This is a genomic window from Candidatus Clostridium radicumherbarum (assembly GCF_045310525.1).
GTDB lineage: Bacteria > Bacillota > Clostridia > Clostridiales > Clostridiaceae > Clostridium_AT > Clostridium_AT radicumherbarum.
In genome coordinates this window covers 937,836-957,656 of sequence record NZ_JBJHZY010000001.1, presented here as the reverse complement: position 1 = coordinate 957,656, position 19,821 = coordinate 937,836, and the positions used below count along the sequence as shown (strand labels likewise).

Sequence of the window (19,821 nt, the reverse complement as noted above, 5' to 3'; positions counted from 1 at the left end):
ACGTACTCGTTGCCACTCGTAGATTGCCCGTTAAAGTCCATTTAGGACTTTGGCTGCGCCCACTGGGCAATCTGACGTACTCGTTGCCACTCGTAGATTGCCCGTTAAAGTCCATTTAGGACTTTGGCTGCGCCCACTGGGCAATCTGACGCACTCGTTGCCACTCGTAGATTGCCCGTTAAAGTCCATTTAGGACTTTAACCTCCTTTAGCCGAGCATTCTAATCTCTAAGCTCTTTACCTGTTATTTCTAGGAATACATCATTTAAGGTAGGTGGCTCAGAGTATATCTTACCAACTGAAACATTCTTTAATTTGAAAAAGTCCAAGAGTGCAACTAGATTGTTTTTACCTCTGCTGGATTTGGCCACAAGCAAATTGCCATTAAGCTCTGCAGAGATTATATGTGGAAGATTTTTAATACCCTCTAAAATACTTTTATCGAATTTAAAAATTTCAACTGTAAGTTTTTCACCAGAATTTATCATACCTTTTAGTTCTTCATTGGTGCCTGTAGCTATTATCTTTCCTTTATCCATAATGGCGATCCTGGTGCAGATTTGTTCAACTTCCTCCATATAGTGTGAAGTGTACACAATTGTGGCTCCCTCTTTATTAAGCCTTTGTATTCCTTCCAATATATTATTTCGGCTTTGAGGATCAACTGCAACTGTTGGTTCATCCAGGATAATTAGTTTGGGCTTATGTGTAATACCGCAAGCTATATTTAACCTTCTAAGTAAGCCACCGCTTAGCTTCTTAGGATAAAACTTTCTGTAATCATTAAGTCCGACAAAATCAATAGCTTCCTCAACAAGTTCACGACGCTTTATTTTGTCTGTAATGTACATTCCACAGAAATAATCAATGTTTTCATAAACATTCAATTCCTCGAAAACTGCAACATTCTGCATGATTATACCTATATTACGCTTAATATCATAAGCATCTGGTGACATAGGTTTGCCATAAACTTCTATAGTTCCTTTGTCATATTTTAACAGTGATAATATACAATTTATTGCAGTAGTTTTACCTGAACCGTTAGGACCTAAAAGGCCGAAGATTTCTCCTTCTTCTACTTCTAAGTTTAAATGATCCAAAGCTACTAAATCAGCATATCTTTTTACTAGATTTTTTACCTTTATTACCATAAGTAACCTCCCATAATTGATATAACAAAGCTTACCTTACATATATTAATCATAATAAATTTAATGGTAATTTTTAAGTGATTATATTCCAAGCTCACCATGACAAATGTAACAATACGCTTGAGAACTGTAATATAACGTGCTAGTATTTATATGTGATTACTATTTTTACAAATAAAGGTTGGTAGTAAAATGAAAAAGTTAATTGATAAACTTATTATTTTTGTTATTTGCTCAGTAATATATATACCTAATGCAGATAACCTATACATGATTGTACCAATTCTAATTGCCATAATCCTAAGTGCATTCTTGAGCTACTTGGAAAATGAACCTATTACAATAGCTGTATTTGCTGTTTATATAATTCTTTGCTTTTTTAAACCAGCTTTATTATTTTTTATTCCTGTTTTGTGTTATGACGTAATATTTCTTAAAATGCAATGGATATGGGTATTAGCCTTCCTGCCGCTTATATATGATAATAGTCAGACTCTCTTCATCTCTAATTGGTTAATTGCAGCCCTTATTATGGCCTCCTATATTTTAAAATTCCGTACTATTACTCTTCAAAATATGGAAAAAGAATATCGTAAACTTCGTGATAATGCTAAGGAAATATCAATGCAGCTTGAAAAACAAAATAAGGAGCTTCTAGAAAAACAAGACTATGAAATAAATCTTGCAACCTTAAGCGAACGAAACAGAATAGCAAGGGATATTCATGATAATGTGGGACATTTACTTTCTAGATCCATATTACAAATTGGTGCACTGCTTGCTATCAATAAAGATGAAACTACAAAAGAAAGCTTGTCTTTAATAAAAAATACCCTTTCAGAAGCCATGGACAGCATACGTGCCAGCGTACATGATTTGCATGAGAAAGCAATTGACCTTCAAACTGAATTAGAGAAATTATTACATAGCTTTGAATTTTGCCCTGTGAAATTTGATTATGAAGTTGAAACAAATATAGATAAGAATATTAAATACTGCTTTATTGCAGTAGCAAAGGAAGCTTTGTCAAACATATCAAAGCATTCTAATGCCACCAATGCATCTGTAACAATTAGGGAACATCCTGCACTTTATCAATTGGTTATTGAAGACAATGGTACACAAAGCAGCTATGATAGTGAAAATGGTATAGGAGTAAAAAACATGACTGACAGAGTGGCTTCTATAGGGGGCAACATTAATGTCAGTACAAACAAAGGGTTTAGAATCTTTATTTCAATACCGAAAAAGTAAGTATTTCGAGAGAATGAGGTGAGATAATATGAGAGTAGTAGTGGTTGATGATGATAAATTAGTCTGCGTTTCCCTGAAAACTATATTAGAAGCAGATGGCCGTATTTCCGTTGTTGGTCTTGGCTGCAATGGAAAGGAAGCTATTGAGCTTTATGATAGTTTAAAACCAGATATTTTACTAATGGATATTCGAATGGAAACTATGACAGGGCTAGCGGCAGCAGAGGCAATTTTAAGAAGTGACAAAAACGCAAAAATACTATTTCTAACTACATTTTCAGATAATGAATATATAATTAAAGCACTGAAGATTGGTGCTAAGGGCTATATTATTAAGCAGAATTTCGAAAGTATTGTACCCTCATTAGAGGCAGTATATATTGGACAAAGCGTTTTTGGCGAGGCTATTGTTACCAAAATTCCATCTCTAATAAACAGCATCAATAAAAGCGATTTTTCAGCCTTTGGTATTACTGAAAAGGAACTAGAAATTATTACCGCTCTCGCAGAAGGACTTAACAATAAAGAAATAGCAAGTAAACTGTTTTTAAGCGAGGGCACCGTTAGAAACAGTTTAACTACCATTTTAGAAAAGTTGAACTTAAGAGACAGAACTCAGCTTGCTGTTTTCTATTATAAAAATAAATAAACTAGTAATGAAAATAGGATGATTGCTATATAAAGAAAAATTAGGAGTTCATTTTTGAACTCCTAATTTGCTCTACACGAAAGTTTTTATTTTCAGCAACTCTTTTAATATAATCATTGTCAGATTTCTTTGCTATCTCCTTGAAGCTATTATTAAGCAAGTTAAGAAGTTCTTTGTTCTGAATTACTGTAAAGTTCCAAGGCTGTTTATTTGAGCACTTGGTGAGTAGATAGCAGCATCTAAATAGGATATACTATTTGAATGTTTCTTTCTCTAAGCCAGTCTATAACATATTCTTTTCCCTTTTGCTCTTCATAATCATACCATTGATCTATTTCTTCTGGGTAATCACTTAGTACATTTTTAAAACTTCTCAATGGGTTTTCTTCATAGAGTACGTTTAAAAGCTTATTCTTTAAATCCTCAGAAGCTATATTGTGCTCAACAAAATTTTCAATTGCCCCGTTTAAGTAGGAAATGTCTATATTTTGTATTAATATGTATCGTCCCATTTTATCTTCTGCAACAGCATAGGCTTCTTCCAAAAGTTCCATCTGCCAATCATCTAAATCCTTCTCATCTGCTTTACCTGATGTAACTTTAAATATTTCCTCGGGAATATTTATTATCTCCCCTGTATTAGTGTCAAGGTATTCCTTACATAAATCTTCATTTTCGAACATAAAGGATTGGTAAAGTAATTCTAAATCTATTTTAAGTTTTTTCATTAAAGTTTTAGCTCCTTATTATTTTTTATTACCTTTATAGTTTTAATTCCTGCACCCTTCCCACAATACCATCTTCCAGCATAACCTTTATACCACGATGATGATTTGGTGAATTTGTAAGTATTCTTTTTACAATTCCTTCTGTTAGCTTGCCTGTCCGTTGATCTTGCTTTTGTACAACCAAAACCTTTGATCCTATTTTTATATTTGCTCTATTAGTTCCATCCATATTTTTTTCTATTACCTTTCTACTGCAAAATTCAATTTCCTCATTATATTTTAATAAATTTTCTTTTATTCAATAGCAATAAAGCCCTATTCTAGGCAGTTTTATATATTGCAGAATAAAATCCCTCCCGTGTATCTAATATTATCTACTATTCTTTGAATTTATCTATATACCAATCAATAATTTTCCTAGCAATACTGATTTCTGAAGGAAGACCTGGAAGGGTATTTACGTCAAACCACTTTGCATCGTCTATTTCTATTCCGTCTACAGCTATTTCTCCACTTTCATATTGCGCTGTAAAACCAAGCATCAAGGAATTAGGAAAGGGCCAAGGTTGGCTTTCAATGTACTTTATTTCCTTAACCTTTAGTCCAACTTCCTCCTTTATTTCTCTAGCAACGCATTCCTCAAGTGTTTCTCCAGCCTCAACAAAACCTGCAATAAGACCATACATATTTCCCTTAAAATTACGATTATGTGCCAAAAGAATTTTGTTATCCTTCATAACTGCAGTTATTACTGCTGGACAAATTACTGGATAGCTTAAATGACCGCACTTAGGACACTTCTTAGCTCTTTCACCCTCCAAAGTATAGGTTTCAGTTCCGCAGCTCCCGCAGAACTGATGAGTTTTATCCCAATTAACTATTTGAAGTGCCTTACCAGCTAGAAGAAACATGTCCTCTTCTACAAGTCCATATAATTCACGAAGGCCAATTAAAGACATTTCACCAAATTCAGCTGTATTTTGTGATACTTCTACAGAATAACAAGGGTGCCCTTTAAAAGTTCCTAGATATTGTTTTCTAACAGGAATGATATTTAATTCCTTCAGGCTGTTTGCATAAGGAATGTTAATCCTATTGTCATTATTTTCAACCAATAGCTTATCCAAATAGAATATAAACCAAAGGCAGCCAGCTTTAATCTCATGTTCAGCTTTAAGAGCTGGTATATAATTTTTATAAATACTTTCTCTATTCATTACGATATCTGCTCCTTAAATATCTTTTTTCTATTAGCATTTCTTTTAACTTCATATAAATTATAGTTCCATGCTTTTTATTCTTCTTAATCCCTCTACAAATTCATTTTTACCGCCCTGAGCAGGGTGTCTTACCTTTAAGCAGCTAATATTTAGTTTTGCAAGTGTAAGTTCAGCCTTCGTGCCCACTGCTACAATCTTTCTTATATTATAGATCTCAATTATTTTTATAAGCGGCTTTTCTCCTATGGCAAGTTCAGCTTTTAGTGGAGTTCTATTACTTTCAAAGTTACCTTCCTTATGTGGATGAAAGGGGAAGGCATTCCACCCTAAGGACATTATATTATATTTTACTATAGTATCCCATATTATTGTGGAAGTAGCTTCTTTAAGTAGCTTCTCCTTATTTGAGGCCAATCTATATCCTGCCTCTCTTCCAAAAACCTTCATTCCCTTCATATTATTCATAAGAAGGTATTCACTTGTAAATGGAACTCCTGTTAACCTGCAGCCTCTATATCCCGGAGCCTCACCAACAAGTAGAACTTCTGGTTTTTGTTTATGCATATACTCAAGGTATACTAGAAGATTTTTTCTTCTTATCTCATTTTCTTCAATTTCATAGGAATACTGGTTATAAACATTTTTAGTTACCTCTGTCATAGCCAGTTCTTCTACAAAATCCTTTAATTTACTTTTCATAAAATCAATCCCTTTGTATTGTTAAACTGCTAAATAATATTATATCACATTAATATAGTAATGCTTTGTAACAATTTGCCTAAGGATAAGTACATCTCTAATTTACAGAAAAAGAAAACCTAGAAGATATAATTATACCTGCTAGGTTTGAATTTACACAAATCCTTTTATATTAAATTATTATTAAAGCATATTGTCTTTTACCTTATGTAATTTACTGAGTTTTCTTTTCTTGCTGGTGCAATTGTTCTATTAATTTTTTTGTAACCAAGGGCTGCGGCATGTATTTGCTTATAACCTTCTGGAATTCCTAATTTCTTAGAAAATTCCCTACCTTCTTCACTATTAAATACATAAGCTATAAATCCAATCCAGCAGCCACCAATACCTTGTGCTTCTGCAGCTAAAAGCATGTTTTCTACAGCTGCTGCTGTGTCAACAGCTGCATAATTGTTATTTTCATCCCCAGAGACTATTATTACAGTTGGTGCATTGTAAAACACATGATAATTTTCATTATCACCAACTCTTTTAATATAATCATTGTCTGATTTTTTTGCTAGCTCCTTGAAGCTTTTATTTAGTAAATCAAGAAGTTCCTTGTTTTGAACCACAGTAAAGTGCCAAGGTTGTTTATTTGAAGCACTTGGTGCATATATAGCAGCTTCTATAATTTCATTTAGCTCTTCCTCTTTAATTTGTTCATTTTTAAAAGCTCTTATGCTTCTTCTGTTTCTTATAATTTGTAATGTTTCGTTCAATTGTTTTACCTCCATAATACTGAAACTTTTAATATTATTATTTTATCACTATTTTATAATTATAATAGTATCAATTTTCTCTTTTATTGATCCTCCACTTTAAATATTTTGTTGAATAATCCAGTGTTCTTGTAGGGCAAGCATCCACACAGTGGCAGCATCCTACACAACGATTGCTGCTTACAGCCTTCCCTTCTTTAGCCTTAATCTTAATGTCTATGGACATTGGGCAGGCTAAATTGCATTGGCTGCATTGTATGCATTTAAACTTATTTGTAACAATTTCCTGCCCAGCAATTTTCCCAAAGAAAGCTAACACTGTTCCTAATGGACAATAATAGCAATAACCCCTTCCAATAAATGCAACCCAGAAAAACATTGCAGCCAAAAGTTCTGAGCTAAGATATTTATAATTTTCAATTTTACTGATTATCTGAACACCGCTTGTTAATTCCATACCTGACAGAAGCATAATCCACCATAAGTTAAAAAATAAAGAAAATAAAAGTAATGCCCATCTTATTAGAGAAAAAACCTTAAGTCCCTTAGAAGTTAATTTCTTATCTTTCCCTATCAGCGGAATTGCAGGGTCAAATACTTCTGAAGAAAACCATTAAATAAACATATTGTGGAGCATTGCCAGCGCCTTCCAAATAATAAGGTTCCAGCTAAGACAATTATACTGTAGCAAAGATAAAATATGAGAGCTGCAGATATGCCATCAGCACCCCAAATTGAAAAGCGACTCATATAAAAGGGTGCTTTAGAAAATAAAAGCTGAATGGGAGTTGTTGTCCAGGGCAGAGGCATTGTGAAAAAATAAAGTTCTTCATTATGAAGAAGAATTGGTGCAGTTATATGCACGATTAAAGCTGCAGTGATAAAGCCAATTAAGTTTCTTTTCCTCATCAATGTTCTTTTAGACGTTCCAATAACTCTAATAGTAAGGAAACTTCCTATAATTATAAACAAGGTTTTTACCCAGTTTTCATAAAAAAGCCAAAGCCAATTTATAAATGCCGATGCTTGTGGAGCAGCATGGCTTGAATAGCCATAATTTAATCCGGCTATTATTATGCACAATGTAATGTAAATTAAAAGTATTATCTTAAGAATTTTTAACTCAACCCTATTATTTTTGTCCATAGCTTTTATTTTCCCTTCAACATTAATAAATTTAAGTAATTTTTAATTTGTATTTTGATGTTAAAAATTCCCATAATATAATCTATTACTTAAGATTTATGATTATGCAAAAGCCTGGTAATTCAAAGGGCTGTGTCATTATATAATCGCTAGTTTCATTCATATCTAGAAATCTAATTTTTTCCTATTTACTAAATTTAGAATAAAATTTATATATAAATAAAATAAGGCTCTAGAAATAGCTAAAGCCTTTTTGATTCATGTTACTCTTTTCCTTTTCTTTGTCTTACAGATTTTCTTTCCCAGGTTTCCAGCAGTTCCACCTCTATCCATAATGCTCTGGGCTCAGTTGCTTTAAACCTTCTGCTGTTTATTTTATAAAGTCCATCCTTAAGCTCTAATTTATCAGAATTCATATACATGTCTATAATTACCGCATCAGCAGCAGTATCTAAGTCCTCATAGCCCCGTTCTACAGGAAGTAGTTCTTTTTGTTCCTTCACACTTCTCTCAGATATGTCCTTTACAGTATATAATGGCTCTATATAGCCTTTCTTAAAAAACATAACTCTTAATTTGCTCATATAAACATCACCTCTAATATATCAGTATATGTTTATATATCTTATATGGTCCTATACTAAAGCAAATTAATTTTAAATTATAAAAATAGAGAAGACCTATAGATATAATCCTGTTTATATCTATAGATTCTTTCGCTTAAATCTATTTTTTATTTTCTACTAATGGAATATATTCCTCATAACCCTCTTCCTTCATTTTATTCAAAGGAATAAACCTTAAAGCTGCAGAATTGATACAATACCTCAAGCCGCCTTCTTTCATAGGTCCATCATTAAAAACGTGGCCTAGATGAGAGTCAGCATTTTTACTTCTAACTTCAATTCTATGCATATTATAGCCGAAATCAGATTTTTCCTTTATAAACTCTCTGCTTATAGGTTTTGTAAATGCAGGCCAGCCACAGCCGGAATTATATTTATCTGTTGAGGAAAAAAGAGGTTCACCAGATACAATGTCCACATATATACCTTTTTCGAAATGATTATCATAGGTATTTCTATAGGGCATTTCTGTTTCATTTTCCTGTGTAACCTTGTACTGCAGCTCATTAAGCTTTTCTTTTAGTTCTTCTTTGCTTGGCTTATTATAATTTTGTGCCATAGGAACACTCCTTATTTATTTCATCATTTCCAGAAGCTTATTCATTGTCTTCCAATTTCTTGTTGTAGCAGCAACCTTCAATTTTTTCTCTAAGATAGTATTATTCAATTTAGTATTTCCATACCCATTAGGGCAATATAAGTAAATCTCTTTCCCTCGAATTATGTATTTCTCATTTTCTTCCTTCTTTAAATTTAAAGATTCTATAGCTTCTTCTGGCTTATTAAGCAATAAAGTTACATGGAGCTTATCGATTTCTATGTTAGCTTCTACAAGTAATGGATTATTGCTTATTATATTTATTAGTTCTTCCATTGTACGTACAATTGTCTCTACATGAAATCCAAAGGTTTTATCTATCTCTTCTTTAATTTTTACTTCTAAACTCACTGTATCGCAAGCATCGAATTCAAAAATCACATTACCGCTTTGGATGTACGTTTCTACATTATTGAAGCCTAGAGTCTGAAACATAGCTTTTAAAGCTGCCATTTTTATGCTATTTTTGCCGCTTACATTTATTCCCCTAAGAAAAGCAATATACTTCAATTAAAATCCTCTCCTTATTTTTATTCTCTCATTGAAGATAATTATATTACTCTTTTTAAATTAATTAAACTGCCTAGTTATTTATTAAAACAAAATCAAGTTTATTTTTTAAATTTTCTGAATATTTCACTTGATTTTTATATATGTATAGCATATATTATAAATAAATAGCCTTTATGCTGTATTATTCTTTTAGTAGTATAGCACATTGTTATTTTTGTAACAATCCATGTCAATAAATAAGGGGGAAAAAATATGTATAAATGCTCTGCTTGTGGTTCTGAAGACAAATTTGTTACTGGTATAGTAAATACAAATTCTATGGGAGATCCAAAACGTTCTTATATTACCTTTTGTGAAAAATGCAATAAGTATTATTTTTACGAGAATATAAGTGCAAAAGTAGGCGGTAAACCTTTTAGAAGAATAGGTTTGACTAAAGATGAAGCAGTAGAGCTTATAGTTAAAATGAAGTGCTGTTTAGACCCTAAGGATATAGAATGTAGATGCAACGTCCATAAATTTATTCATACTTTCAGGATTAGTAATGAGCATAGAATGATAGCCTTATAGATAAGAAGGAGTTTTAGACTCCTTCTTTTTATGATTTTTCCAAAGCAATTATCTTATTTGGCTGTAATGAATTATTATATTTCACATAAGTTTATAAATTAATATTTTAACATATAAATAATAATAAATATTATTTAATAAATAATATTGACAATATTAAAATAATATTATATTATAATAGTAACAAAAATTCATAATAATCATTAAAGGAGTTGATTTTATGAAATCAAATAAAGTTAAGAAAGAAAGTAAAGCAAAAAAGATTTTATCAAGCTTCAGCGAAAAGCCAATGATGTGTATAGATTCAGAAGGAAAAGTTAGCGATTTTTGTGTAATAAGTATTACTAAAGGATTATTCTAAATAAATTATGGAAGGCAGGGATTAGTCCAATGTACAATACTATTTTAAGGAGATTCTTAAATGCTAGAATTTAAAACTAAAAAAATATAGGCACTAGGGCTTTTTATTAGAAATTGCTCTAGTGCTTATTTGTTTTAAAGACAGCTTTATTATTGTATCCAATAGATTACATACTAAATATAATAATATAATAGATAATAATCAAAAAGGGGGCGCCTAGTGGAGACAAACGCAGCAAACCCAAGGCCTAATCCAGCTCCAACTGCTAGATCAGCAAATACAGCAGCATTAGCAAGTGAATTAATTTTAATTTCTTCAGTAATTAACAATTTAAACAGGGTTACATCTAAAAAAGATAGTATTTATATTATTGCAGCTACAATAGGTCTTGCTTCAAACTATTTAATTAAAATAGCAGCAATTCAAGAAGCTAATGAACAGCAGATTGCCCCCGGAGTTACTACCTTCGCAAATAACCTAAAGCTTATTAGTTCATCTACTGCTCTTATAGCAGGAATTTTATCCTATTGGGCACTTCTTATTGAAGCTTCTTTAAGAGCACAAGGAATACCTGCTCCTCAAACACCTGGTGCAGTAGCTAATGCCACTATTTCTGGTTCATTGCTTGCACAATAAAAGCAATATAAAATTTAATAGAGTCGCCATAATTACGGCATAAGTAAATAAAAAAGCAAAAGCCGCACTTTTTAAATACGACTTTTGCTTTTTATGTTTCTAATATAATAGAATTAATACTAGTTACAGACCTTACCCGGATTAAGTATGTTCTTTGGATCAAAGGCCATCTTAATTCCCTTCATTACTGTAATTAATTCTGGTGCAAGTGATTCCTTAAGGTATGGCCTCTTGGCAAAGCCTATGCCGTGCTCTCCTGATACTTGTCCATTTAGCTCTCTTCCTCTTTTATACATATATTCCATAACTTCTAAAAGCTTTTTCTTCCAAGTTTCCTCATCTAATGCATCTCTTAAAATATAGATGTGAAGATTTCCGTCGCCTGCATGTCCAAAGCTTCTTATTCTTATATTAAATTCCTTTTCCAGCTCATGAGTAAACTTAATGAATTCCGCCACTTTGTTTCTTGGAACTACCACGTCTACCTCGTCCATTTCTGTAGTGGAAGCTTTTATTGCCTCAAGGAAGGCTCCTCTTGCAGACCAGATGGATTCCTGTCTTTCTTCAGTGTCTGATATAAATACATCTAGTGCTCCTGCTTCTAGACATATATTTGCTACATTTTCATAGTTTGCTTCAATTTCTTCCTTGCTGTTGCCGTCAAAGGTCAGAAGCAAGTATGCATCAGAGCTGCTGTCAGGGAATTTTTTACCTAAAAATTCTTCTGCAGCAACAATGGCTGACCTTTGCATGAATTCTATAGCTGTTGGTACAGATTTAGATTTTATTATTTTTGGTACAGTTTCAATAGCTGATTCAAGGCTTGGAAAAGGAATTAGTAAACTTACAGCTTTTTTTGGAAGCGGCAGCAGTCTTAGTACAGCCTTTGTAATTATACCTAAGGTTCCTTCTGAGCCTACTATAAGATCTTTAATGCTGTAGCCTGAGCTGTTTTTAACCACCTTGCCTCCAAGCTCTAAGATTTCTCCATTAGGAAGAACAACTTCCAGTCCTCTTACATAATCCCTTGTAACCCCATATTTTACTGCTCTCATACCGCCTGCATTAGTATTTATGTTTCCCCCTATAGTGGCTGTTTTTTCACCTGGATCTGGAGGATAGAATAAATCATGCTCCTGTACAAATTTTAATATTTCCATAAGAAGAACTCCAGGCTCTACAGTTAATGTTAAGTTTTCTTCATCTATTTCAAGTATTTTATTCATGGCACTTAAATCTATAACTATTCCACCATGAATAGGTACTGCAGCACCTACAAGGCCTGTCCCTGAACCCCTTGGAGTTACGGGGATGCTGTGTTCATAGGCATATTTCATTATTTTTGAAACTTCTTTAGTTTCTAATACCTTAACTACTATTTCAGGCATCTTTTTAACAGCACCTAATTCATCGTGGCTGTAATCCTCATTTATTTCTTCCCCTACAAATACTCTTTCTTTATCATTTATAACAGATACAATATATTCTATGTCTGCTGCATCAATTTTCTTATATTGCATTATGAAAAATCTCCTTTCCCTGCTTAATTTCCTCAATTAATTTAGGTACTATTTCATAAATATCTCCAACTATTCCATAGTGAGCCGTCTTAAAAATAGGAGCCTTTTCATCTTTGTTTATAGCAAAGATATATTCTGAGTTGTTCATACCTGCTGTAAATTGAACTGCTCCTGATACTCCGCAGGTTATTATAAGCCTTGGTCTAACTGTTCTTCCGCTTAAGCCTACCTGTCTCTTAGCATCTACCCAGCCTGCTTCAATTAAAGGTCTTGTTGCAGCTAGTTCTGCTCCTAAAATTTCTGCAAGCTCCTTAATCATTTCAAGATCCTTTTCTGACTTCACGCCTCTTCCTGCAGCTACAATTATTTCTGCATCTGAAATACCTCTTTCTTTAACCTTTGGAATAACCTTTAGCACATTAATATTTGAAGTTAGCTTTTCTTTCTCTAAGCTGCAAATAGTTATATTACCTGATGTTTTCCTGTTTCTTTCTGGTGCAGTCATTACCTTGTATCTAACTGTAGCAAGCTGTGGTCTGCTGTTTGGAGTAGCTATTTGTGCCATTATATTTCCACCAAAGGCTGGTCTTATTTGCACTAGGTCTGTATTTTCCTTCATGTCCAGTACTGTACAGTCTGCTGTAAGTCCTGTTCTAAATCTAGCAGCTAGTCTAGGAGCTAAGGAGCGTCCTACTGTTGTAGCACCTACCAATATAGCTGCAGGTTTATATTTATTTACAAAGTCCTCAAATACTGCAGCATATGGCTCTATTGTAAAATGCTTAAGCTCACAATAATCATAAACTGCAACCTCATCTACTCCATAATGAAGCAGTTCATCTGCCTTTGGAGTAATATCATAGCCCATAAATACACAATATACCTTCTGATTAATCTTTGCAGCAAGCTCTTTAGCCTTGCCTATTAGTTCCAAGGTAACAGGATGAATATCGCCTTCTAAATGGTCTACAAAAACTGCTATACCCTTCCACTTATTTTTGTCTATTGATTTTACTTCCTCTTCCACAAATTCTACAGCACCAGTTGGTCCCTTTTTTACACAGAGCTTGCACATTTTGCAGCCAGCATTTATTGTAATCCCCTGTTCACTTTTTTCTATTGCTCCAAAGGGGCATATTTTAACAAGTTCTTCTGCATTTGTAATTTTATTTTGATTAACAATTAACATTCCCATCAAACTTACCTCCTAATACGCCTTAGTCTGTGCATTTTTATTTTTATGCACTTACACAAGCTTTAAAGCCTTAAGCTTATCCATAATTTTATCACTTAATTCCTCAGCATCTCCTGACCACATTTCACGGTCATTATTTATATCCGGCGGGAAGATTCTTTCAACCTGCGTAGGTGAACCATTTAATCCATATTTTTTTTCATCCTGATCTTCTAAATCCTTAAAGCTAATTACCGTAATTTCTCTATCTTTAGTAGAAAGCTTCTTTTTATAAGAGGGAAGTCTTGGCTCAAATATTCCTTTGTCTACTGTTATTAAGCAAGGAAATTTTATCTCAGAAACTTCAATGGTGTCTCCCATGTCCATTTCAACTATCATGGATTCTTTATTCAATTCTTCTATTTTCCTTACATTAGCTATATGAGGTATATTTAAATACTCAGCCATTTCTGGGCCAACCTGAGCTGTATCTCCATCAGTAGTCTGTTTTCCGCAGATTATAATATCATAGTCACCAAGCTTTTTTATTCCTTGAGATATTGTATAGGAGGTAGCTAGTACATCAGCCCCTGCAAATTTTCTGTCAGATATAAGCATACCTTCATCTGCTCCCATGGTAAAAGCTTCTTTAATTATTTCCTTAGCTTGAGGAGGTCCCATGCTTATAACCTTAACTCTTCCACCTGTTTGTTCCTTAAGTCTTACTGCAGTTTCAAGGGCATATAGGTCATAGGGATTCATTTTAGAATCTATTCCATCTCTTTTTAAAACTCCAGTAACTGGATCTACTTCTACCTTTGTGGTGCCAGGCACCTGTTTAATACAAACTATAATATTCAATGCTATCCTTCCTCCCAAAATTCAAGTGGTGTTACAGTAAAATAATAATTTAGATCTATATAATATATACTTTAAAGTATTTATAAAATATATCTTACAATATGGTATGATGGTATTACCAATTTATTAATTTTATACTAGCATTATTATCTGAACATTTCTACAATAGTTATTTTATTAACATCTAATTTTTTTCAGCTCCTTCGAGACACCTTCTAAATTAAAGCTTTCATAAATTTATTTGAAAAATATATTATAGATAATATCGTTTACAAGATAATTTTGTTATTTTTTTATCAAACATTTAATTTTTAATAAAAAAGAAAATCCCCAAAGAGATTTTCTTCCTAATTTCTTATTAATTTTAAATTCTAAATACAATAATAGTCCTTAATCAGCTTAAAATGTCCCTTCATTGCCTCATAGGCTTCACTTTCATTTCCATCTTTTAAAGAAATATAAATCATTTCATGCTGATTATTTAGCTTTTCCTTGTTATCTTGTACAGATAGAATTTTCTTTCTAGAATCTATTATAACTTCATCGATTAAACTTGAAATAACATTAAGTACACTCATAATTAAAACATTTTTGGAGGCTTTAGCTATGGCATAATGAAAGCTTTTATCATAAGCTGCAGTAATTTCCTCATCTTCGCTATTTTTAATTTTATCTACTAAAAGTCTTATTTCTTCAAGTTCTGCCTTGTCAATATTTTTAGCAGCTAAGGCTGCGGCTTCAAGTTCCAGTCCCTCTCTAAGCTCAACAATCTCATTAGGATTTCTGCTTTCCAGCATAAATATCATAGATATAGGCTCAAATAAAACCTGATCAAAGTTTTCCTTTATGTAATTGCCTGCTCCCTGCCTTGCTTCAAGAAGTCCAATAACCTCCAGTGACTTTATAGCCTCTCTTATAGAAGCCCTGCTTACCTGAAGCTGCTCTGATAGTTCTCTTTCAGTAGGAAGCTTATCTCCCTTTTTTAAAGTTCCATCTATAATCATCTGTTTAATTTGTTGAACTACCTGCTCATATACCTTTGTGCTTTTAATTGGCGTAAACATAATTTCTCCTTTAAAATCCTGTAAATAAAATTATAGTTACATATTCATTTTTTCTATTATAACATATAAAATATTACTAAATGCATAAATAGTAGTTAGTATTACTTTATTAATTTATTGTCATTAATCAAAATAACCTTACAATTTAAAAAAGGCGTAAATAGCCTCTTTATAAAAAAATGAAAAGCTCTCAATCTGAGCTCTTCATTTTCTTATCCAATTATTAAATTCTTCTTCAGTTGCCAGCACATAATGGGTTCCATCAACATGCTGATTTACTCCTTTTGTGTAATCTATTCCACTAGCTTCATAATCATAGGACTCAGATATCCTTGCTTTCTCCACAATTGGGTTTGGATGTGGAATAGCAGATAATAAAGACCTTGTATATGGGTGGATTGGATTTGAGAATATTTCATCAGTTGTTCCAGTTTCGAGCAAATGTCCTAAATGAAGTACTCCAATCCTGTTGGAAATATATTTAACCATTGATAAATCATGAGCAATAAATAATAATGCAGTATTTGTTTCCTTTTGTATATCCTTCATTAAATTTACAACCTGTGCTTGAATAGATACATCTAAGGCACTAATAGCTTCATCTGCAATAATTAGCTTTGGGTTCATAATAAGAGCTCTAGCTATTCCTATACGCTGCCTTTGACCACCAGAAAACTGATGAGGATATCTTGAGGCATGTTCTTTTGAAAGTCCAACCTTTTCAAGAATATTATATACCTTTTCTTGTCGTTCTTCTTTGCTCTCATATAAATGATGAATATCTAATCCTTGAGCAACAATATCTAATACCTTTTTACGAGGATTTAAGCAGGCCATAGGATCTTGGAAAATCATCTGCATGTTAATTCTCAAATGCTTGTTTTCCTTTTCAGATAATTTATGGGTGATGTCCACTCCATCAAAATTTATTGTACCTGTTGTTGGATCATAAAGCCTAATTATAGAACGTCCAATAGTAGATTTACCGCTTCCAGATTCTCCAACAAGACCATAAGTTTCCCCTGGATATATTTCAAAAGAAACTCCATTTACAGCTTTTACAGTAAATTTCCTGCTTATTTTAAAGTATTGTTTTAAATCTTTTACTTCCAGTAAAGGCTTTTTATCTTCCATTTTCTTTAGCCTCCCTTAGCATTCTGTCTACTCTGGTTTTAAGCTCGGCTGGCATTTCCACCTTAGGTGCTTTTTCATGCATAAGCCAAGTTGCAGCGTAATGGGTATCTGAAATTTTAAACATTGGGGGTTCCATGCGGCTATCTATTTTTAAGGCATATATGTTTCTTGGAGCAAAAGCATCTCCTTCAACTTTACAAGCTAGATTTGGAGGCGTTCCTGGTATTGTATAAAGCTTATCGTCTTTTGTATCTAAATCAGGCATTGCTGACAAGAGTCCCCAAGTATAAGGATGTCTCGGATCATAGAATATATCATCTATTGTGCCTTTTTCCACTATTTTTCCAGCATACATAACAGCCACATAATCAGCTACCTTTGCTACTACACCTAAGTCATGTGTAATATATATAACAGAAATATTCAACTTCTTTTGAATATCTTTTATAAGCTCTAATATTTTAGCTTGTATGGTTACATCTAAGGCAGTTGTTGGTTCATCACAGATTAACAAATCCGGATTACAAGCAAGTGCTATAGCAATAACTACTCTTTGCCTCATTCCTCCTGAAAGCTGGTGAGGGTAGTTTTTCATACGTTTCTCTGCATCCGTAATACCCACAAGTTCTAATAATTCTACTGCTTTTTTATAAGCTTCTTTTTTATGGGTTTTATAATGCCAAATCATACCCTCCATAATTTGAGCCCCTATGTTCATGGTTGGATTTAAAGAAGTCATAGGGTCTTGGAATATCATTGCTATACGCTTTCCATTAATTCTTGTTCTCATTTCCTTCTTAGATAGCTTTAAAATATCTACCTCAACCTTTTCCTTATCTCTATAATATGAAAATTTTATAGAACCAGAATTTATTTCCTCGTTGCTGCTTAATATGCCCATTGCTGCTTTCATTGTAACTGATTTACCGCTGCCGCTTTCACCAACAATAGCCAAGGTCTCTCCTTTATATAAATCCAATTTCACCCCACGGATAGCATTTACCTTACCCATTGAGGTTTTAAAGGAAATAGATAAATCTCTAATTGATAATACTTTTTCATTTCCCATTTATAAAACCTCCTACATCTCTTTCATCTTTGGATCAAAGGCATCACGTATGCCATCAGCCAGCATGTTAAAACTTAACATTAATATTGCAAGCACCACTACTGGAGGTACTATCATGTATGGATGTGTTGTAAAGGACTTAAAGGAATCACTTATAAGTGACCCTAAAGAAGCCATTGGAGCTGGTACGCCAAGTCCGATGAAGGCTAAAAATGCCTCTGTAAATATGGCATTAGGTATTGAAAACATGGTGTTTGTAATAACTTGTCCCAATATATTCGGAAGAATTTCTTTAAATATTATAAAGAAATCTTTTGCTCCTAAGGTTCTTGAAGCCAGTATAAATTCTTGTTCTTTTAATTTCAGCATTTGGGCTCTTGCAATACGACTCATGCCTATCCATCCTGTAATCATAATAGAAAAGGTAATTGTTAATAATCCAGGCTTTAAAATTAAAATTAAAAGTGTTACAACTACTAGATTTGGAATACCGTTTAATATTTCAGCAAAACGCTGCATAGCATTGTCAATTGCTCCCCCAAAATATCCAGATATAAGTCCATAGCTTAAACCAATAACCATATCTATTAGTACAGCAATAAATGCGATATAAAGTGAAATTCGAGTTCCCATCCAGGTCCTAGTAAAAATATCTCTACCTAAAATATCAGATCCAAACCAATAATACACATTTTCAAGTCCTGTTTTCTTCCCATCTGAAGATATATATTTATTTACTTTAACTACTCCTGTGGATGTCTGCAGCTTTTCACTTCCATTAAAGATTCCCAGTTTCTCAAGTCCTGGAATTCTCGGTGCAAGATTTTGCTGTGATATAATTTGTGAATCATAGGTATGTCCACTAAGCCCTACTCCGATAATGGCCATAAATGTAATCAATATAATACAAACTAAACCTATTATAGCCCCTTTATTCTTTTTAAATCGATTTAAAACATCCTTAAAGAATGGTTGACTAGCATAGTTGTTATCAACATGAGCCAAATTTTCCTCACCGACTAATTCAAAATCATTATCTAAAAACTCCATTTAGCTATTAACCTCCTTTGCCAGTCTAATTCTTGGGTCAATAATACCATACAGCACATCTACTACAAGCATAATACCAATATACATTGCACTATATATAAAGGCTAATGCTACGATAACGTTATAATCATTGGATTGTATGGCAGTTACTAAAAGACTTCCTATTCCAGGAATTGAAAATATCTTTTCAATAACTAGACTTCCTGTCATGAGTCCAACCACTAGAGGTGCTAACACTGTAATAATTGGGATTAAGGCATTTCTTAATTCATGTCTAAAAATCAGCTTAAAGCCGCTAATTCCTTTACTTTCTGCTAATAGTATATAATCCGAATCCAGCACCTCAAGCATTTCCGTCCTTGTAAAACGAGCTATTGTGGCAATTGTAAACATACATAATGCCACAGTTGGAAGGGTTGAGGATTTAAATGGTATGTCGTTTGAATATAATAATGGAAACAACTTAAGTTTGTACCCTAAAGAATAAGATAAAGCAAGTGCAAATACATAGGAAGGCAGGCTCACACCTATTACTGAAATTACTGTAGTAAGAGTATCCCAAATTGTATTGTGCTTTAAGGCGGCAATTATTCCTAAAATTAGTCCAATTATAGTTCCTAGTAAGACTGATTGTCCCCCAATCTGCAGTGATATTGGCAGCCTTGTTTGAAGCAGAGATGAAATAGGGGTGTTTTTTGAAATGGAATAAGAAACACCAAAGTCTCCTGTAAGCATATTTTTAACATAGGTTATAAATCTTATAAGTACTGATTTATCTAACCCATACTTTGCATTTAATAATGCAATTTGATCTGCTGATAATTTTTCATCATTAAATGGTGAACCTGGCATAAACTGAAGCATTAAGAATAATATCAATAAAATTACAAGTAACGTAGCTATGGAAACTGCGATTCTCTTAAGTAAATACTTTTTCAACCTTTTCCTCCTTTCGTCGGAACACTGAGTAATTTAACTTACTCGTTCCCACTCGCAAATAACTCGTTAAAGTCCATTTAGGACTTTAACCTCTAA

24 protein-coding genes are annotated in these 19,821 nt (G+C 33.0%); 5 read left to right on the top strand and 19 right to left on the bottom strand.

From position 1 onward, the window contains the following. Positions 1-220 precede the first annotated feature (220 nt). Positions 221-1,153, bottom strand: a complete 933-nt coding sequence (locus ACJDUH_RS04645) for an ABC transporter ATP-binding protein (RefSeq protein ID WP_406763990.1) — start codon at positions 1,151-1,153, stop codon at positions 221-223. Positions 1,154-1,345: 192 nt separating this feature from the next. On the opposite strand from ACJDUH_RS04645, the gene ACJDUH_RS04640 reads away from it, so the two are divergent. Next, positions 1,346-2,407: a sensor histidine kinase gene (locus ACJDUH_RS04640; RefSeq protein ID WP_406763989.1), complete on the top strand. Its 1,062-nt coding sequence runs from the start codon at positions 1,346-1,348 to the stop codon at positions 2,405-2,407. Between the two features lie 28 nt (positions 2,408-2,435). Further along, positions 2,436-3,056: a response regulator gene (locus ACJDUH_RS04635; RefSeq protein ID WP_406763988.1), complete on the top strand. Its 621-nt coding sequence runs from the start codon at positions 2,436-2,438 to the stop codon at positions 3,054-3,056. Between the two features lie 239 nt (positions 3,057-3,295). Here ACJDUH_RS04635 and ACJDUH_RS04630 read toward each other — a convergent pair whose 3' ends face one another. The 10 genes from ACJDUH_RS04630 to ACJDUH_RS04585 form a co-directional block, all read right to left on the bottom strand. Beyond that, complete coding sequence (locus ACJDUH_RS04630; RefSeq protein ID WP_406763987.1) at positions 3,296-3,784, bottom strand: UPF0158 family protein; 489 nt, start codon at positions 3,782-3,784, stop codon at positions 3,296-3,298. 34 nt (positions 3,785-3,818) lie between these two features. After that, positions 3,819-4,013, bottom strand: a complete 195-nt coding sequence (locus ACJDUH_RS04625; protein ID WP_406763986.1) for a YwbE family protein — start codon at positions 4,011-4,013, stop codon at positions 3,819-3,821. A 148-nt stretch (positions 4,014-4,161) separates the two neighbouring features. Beyond that, positions 4,162-5,001, bottom strand: coding sequence for an NAD(+) diphosphatase (gene nudC / locus ACJDUH_RS04620; RefSeq protein ID WP_406763985.1), 840 nt, complete (start codon positions 4,999-5,001; stop codon positions 4,162-4,164). Between the two features lie 60 nt (positions 5,002-5,061). Continuing rightward, positions 5,062-5,703 (bottom strand): uracil-DNA glycosylase, encoded by a 642-nt coding sequence (locus ACJDUH_RS04615; RefSeq protein WP_406763984.1) that lies wholly within the window; start codon positions 5,701-5,703, stop codon positions 5,062-5,064. 200 nt (positions 5,704-5,903) lie between these two features. Continuing rightward, complete coding sequence (locus ACJDUH_RS04610; protein ID WP_406763983.1) at positions 5,904-6,464, bottom strand: nitroreductase family protein; 561 nt, start codon at positions 6,462-6,464, stop codon at positions 5,904-5,906. Between the two features lie 70 nt (positions 6,465-6,534). Then, positions 6,535-6,921, bottom strand: a complete 387-nt coding sequence (locus ACJDUH_RS04605; RefSeq protein ID WP_406763982.1) for a 4Fe-4S binding protein — start codon at positions 6,919-6,921, stop codon at positions 6,535-6,537. A gap of 116 nt (positions 6,922-7,037) precedes the next feature. Further along, positions 7,038-7,610 (bottom strand): hypothetical protein, encoded by a 573-nt coding sequence (locus ACJDUH_RS04600; RefSeq protein ID WP_406763981.1) that lies wholly within the window; start codon positions 7,608-7,610, stop codon positions 7,038-7,040. A 263-nt stretch (positions 7,611-7,873) separates the two neighbouring features. Continuing rightward, positions 7,874-8,194 (bottom strand): hypothetical protein, encoded by a 321-nt coding sequence (locus tag ACJDUH_RS04595; protein ID WP_406763980.1) that lies wholly within the window; start codon positions 8,192-8,194, stop codon positions 7,874-7,876. A 142-nt stretch (positions 8,195-8,336) separates the two neighbouring features. Further along, positions 8,337-8,795 (bottom strand): peptide-methionine (R)-S-oxide reductase MsrB, encoded by a 459-nt coding sequence (gene msrB / locus ACJDUH_RS04590; RefSeq protein WP_406763979.1) that lies wholly within the window; start codon positions 8,793-8,795, stop codon positions 8,337-8,339. Between the two features lie 15 nt (positions 8,796-8,810). Next, the gene (locus ACJDUH_RS04585; protein ID WP_406763978.1) at positions 8,811-9,344 is read right to left on the bottom strand and encodes a DUF1697 domain-containing protein; all 534 of its coding nucleotides are present in this window, start codon (positions 9,342-9,344) and stop codon (positions 8,811-8,813) included. Positions 9,345-9,599: 255 nt separating this feature from the next. Here ACJDUH_RS04585 and ACJDUH_RS04580 point away from each other — a divergent pair, with 255 nt between their 5' ends. The 3 genes from ACJDUH_RS04580 to ACJDUH_RS04570 all read left to right on the top strand — a co-directional run bounded on the left by ACJDUH_RS04580 (position 9,600) and on the right by ACJDUH_RS04570 (position 10,914). Continuing rightward, complete coding sequence (locus tag ACJDUH_RS04580; protein WP_406763977.1) at positions 9,600-9,917, top strand: hypothetical protein; 318 nt, start codon at positions 9,600-9,602, stop codon at positions 9,915-9,917. A gap of 220 nt (positions 9,918-10,137) precedes the next feature. Continuing rightward, positions 10,138-10,278 carry a hypothetical protein gene (locus tag ACJDUH_RS04575; RefSeq protein ID WP_406763976.1) on the top strand — a complete coding sequence of 47 codons (141 nt, stop codon included), beginning with the start codon at positions 10,138-10,140 and terminating at the stop codon, positions 10,276-10,278. Positions 10,279-10,497: 219 nt separating this feature from the next. Continuing rightward, entirely contained in the window at positions 10,498-10,914 is a 417-nt protein-coding gene (locus tag ACJDUH_RS04570; RefSeq protein ID WP_406763975.1) for a hypothetical protein, read from the top strand. A gap of 119 nt (positions 10,915-11,033) precedes the next feature. Here the strand turns inward: ACJDUH_RS04570 and ACJDUH_RS04565 are convergent, their stop codons facing one another. The 8 genes from ACJDUH_RS04565 to ACJDUH_RS04530 form a co-directional block, all read right to left on the bottom strand. Further along, positions 11,034-12,434 (bottom strand): FAD-binding oxidoreductase, encoded by a 1,401-nt coding sequence (locus tag ACJDUH_RS04565; protein WP_406763974.1) that lies wholly within the window; start codon positions 12,432-12,434, stop codon positions 11,034-11,036. Then, positions 12,424-13,629 carry an FAD-binding protein gene (locus ACJDUH_RS04560; protein ID WP_406763973.1) on the bottom strand — a complete coding sequence of 402 codons (1,206 nt, stop codon included), beginning with the start codon at positions 13,627-13,629 and terminating at the stop codon, positions 12,424-12,426. The genes ACJDUH_RS04565 and ACJDUH_RS04560 overlap by 11 nt, the downstream gene beginning before the upstream one ends. Before the next feature lie 51 nt (positions 13,630-13,680). Beyond that, on the bottom strand, positions 13,681-14,469 hold the full coding sequence (locus tag ACJDUH_RS04555) for an electron transfer flavoprotein subunit beta/FixA family protein (RefSeq protein WP_406763972.1): 789 nt from the start codon (positions 14,467-14,469) through the stop codon (positions 13,681-13,683). A 371-nt stretch (positions 14,470-14,840) separates the two neighbouring features. Beyond that, complete coding sequence (locus tag ACJDUH_RS04550) at positions 14,841-15,533, bottom strand: FadR/GntR family transcriptional regulator (protein WP_406763971.1); 693 nt, start codon at positions 15,531-15,533, stop codon at positions 14,841-14,843. 204 nt (positions 15,534-15,737) lie between these two features. Then, positions 15,738-16,667, bottom strand: a complete 930-nt coding sequence (locus ACJDUH_RS04545) for an ABC transporter ATP-binding protein (RefSeq protein ID WP_406763970.1) — start codon at positions 16,665-16,667, stop codon at positions 15,738-15,740. Further along, positions 16,657-17,736: an ABC transporter ATP-binding protein gene (locus ACJDUH_RS04540; protein ID WP_406763969.1), complete on the bottom strand. Its 1,080-nt coding sequence runs from the start codon at positions 17,734-17,736 to the stop codon at positions 16,657-16,659. The genes ACJDUH_RS04545 and ACJDUH_RS04540 overlap by 11 nt, the downstream gene beginning before the upstream one ends. A gap of 12 nt (positions 17,737-17,748) precedes the next feature. After that, the gene (locus ACJDUH_RS04535; RefSeq protein WP_406763968.1) at positions 17,749-18,786 is read right to left on the bottom strand and encodes an ABC transporter permease; all 1,038 of its coding nucleotides are present in this window, start codon (positions 18,784-18,786) and stop codon (positions 17,749-17,751) included. After that, the gene (locus tag ACJDUH_RS04530) at positions 18,787-19,725 is read right to left on the bottom strand and encodes an ABC transporter permease (RefSeq protein WP_406763967.1); all 939 of its coding nucleotides are present in this window, start codon (positions 19,723-19,725) and stop codon (positions 18,787-18,789) included. Between the last annotated feature and the right edge of the window lie 96 nt (positions 19,726-19,821).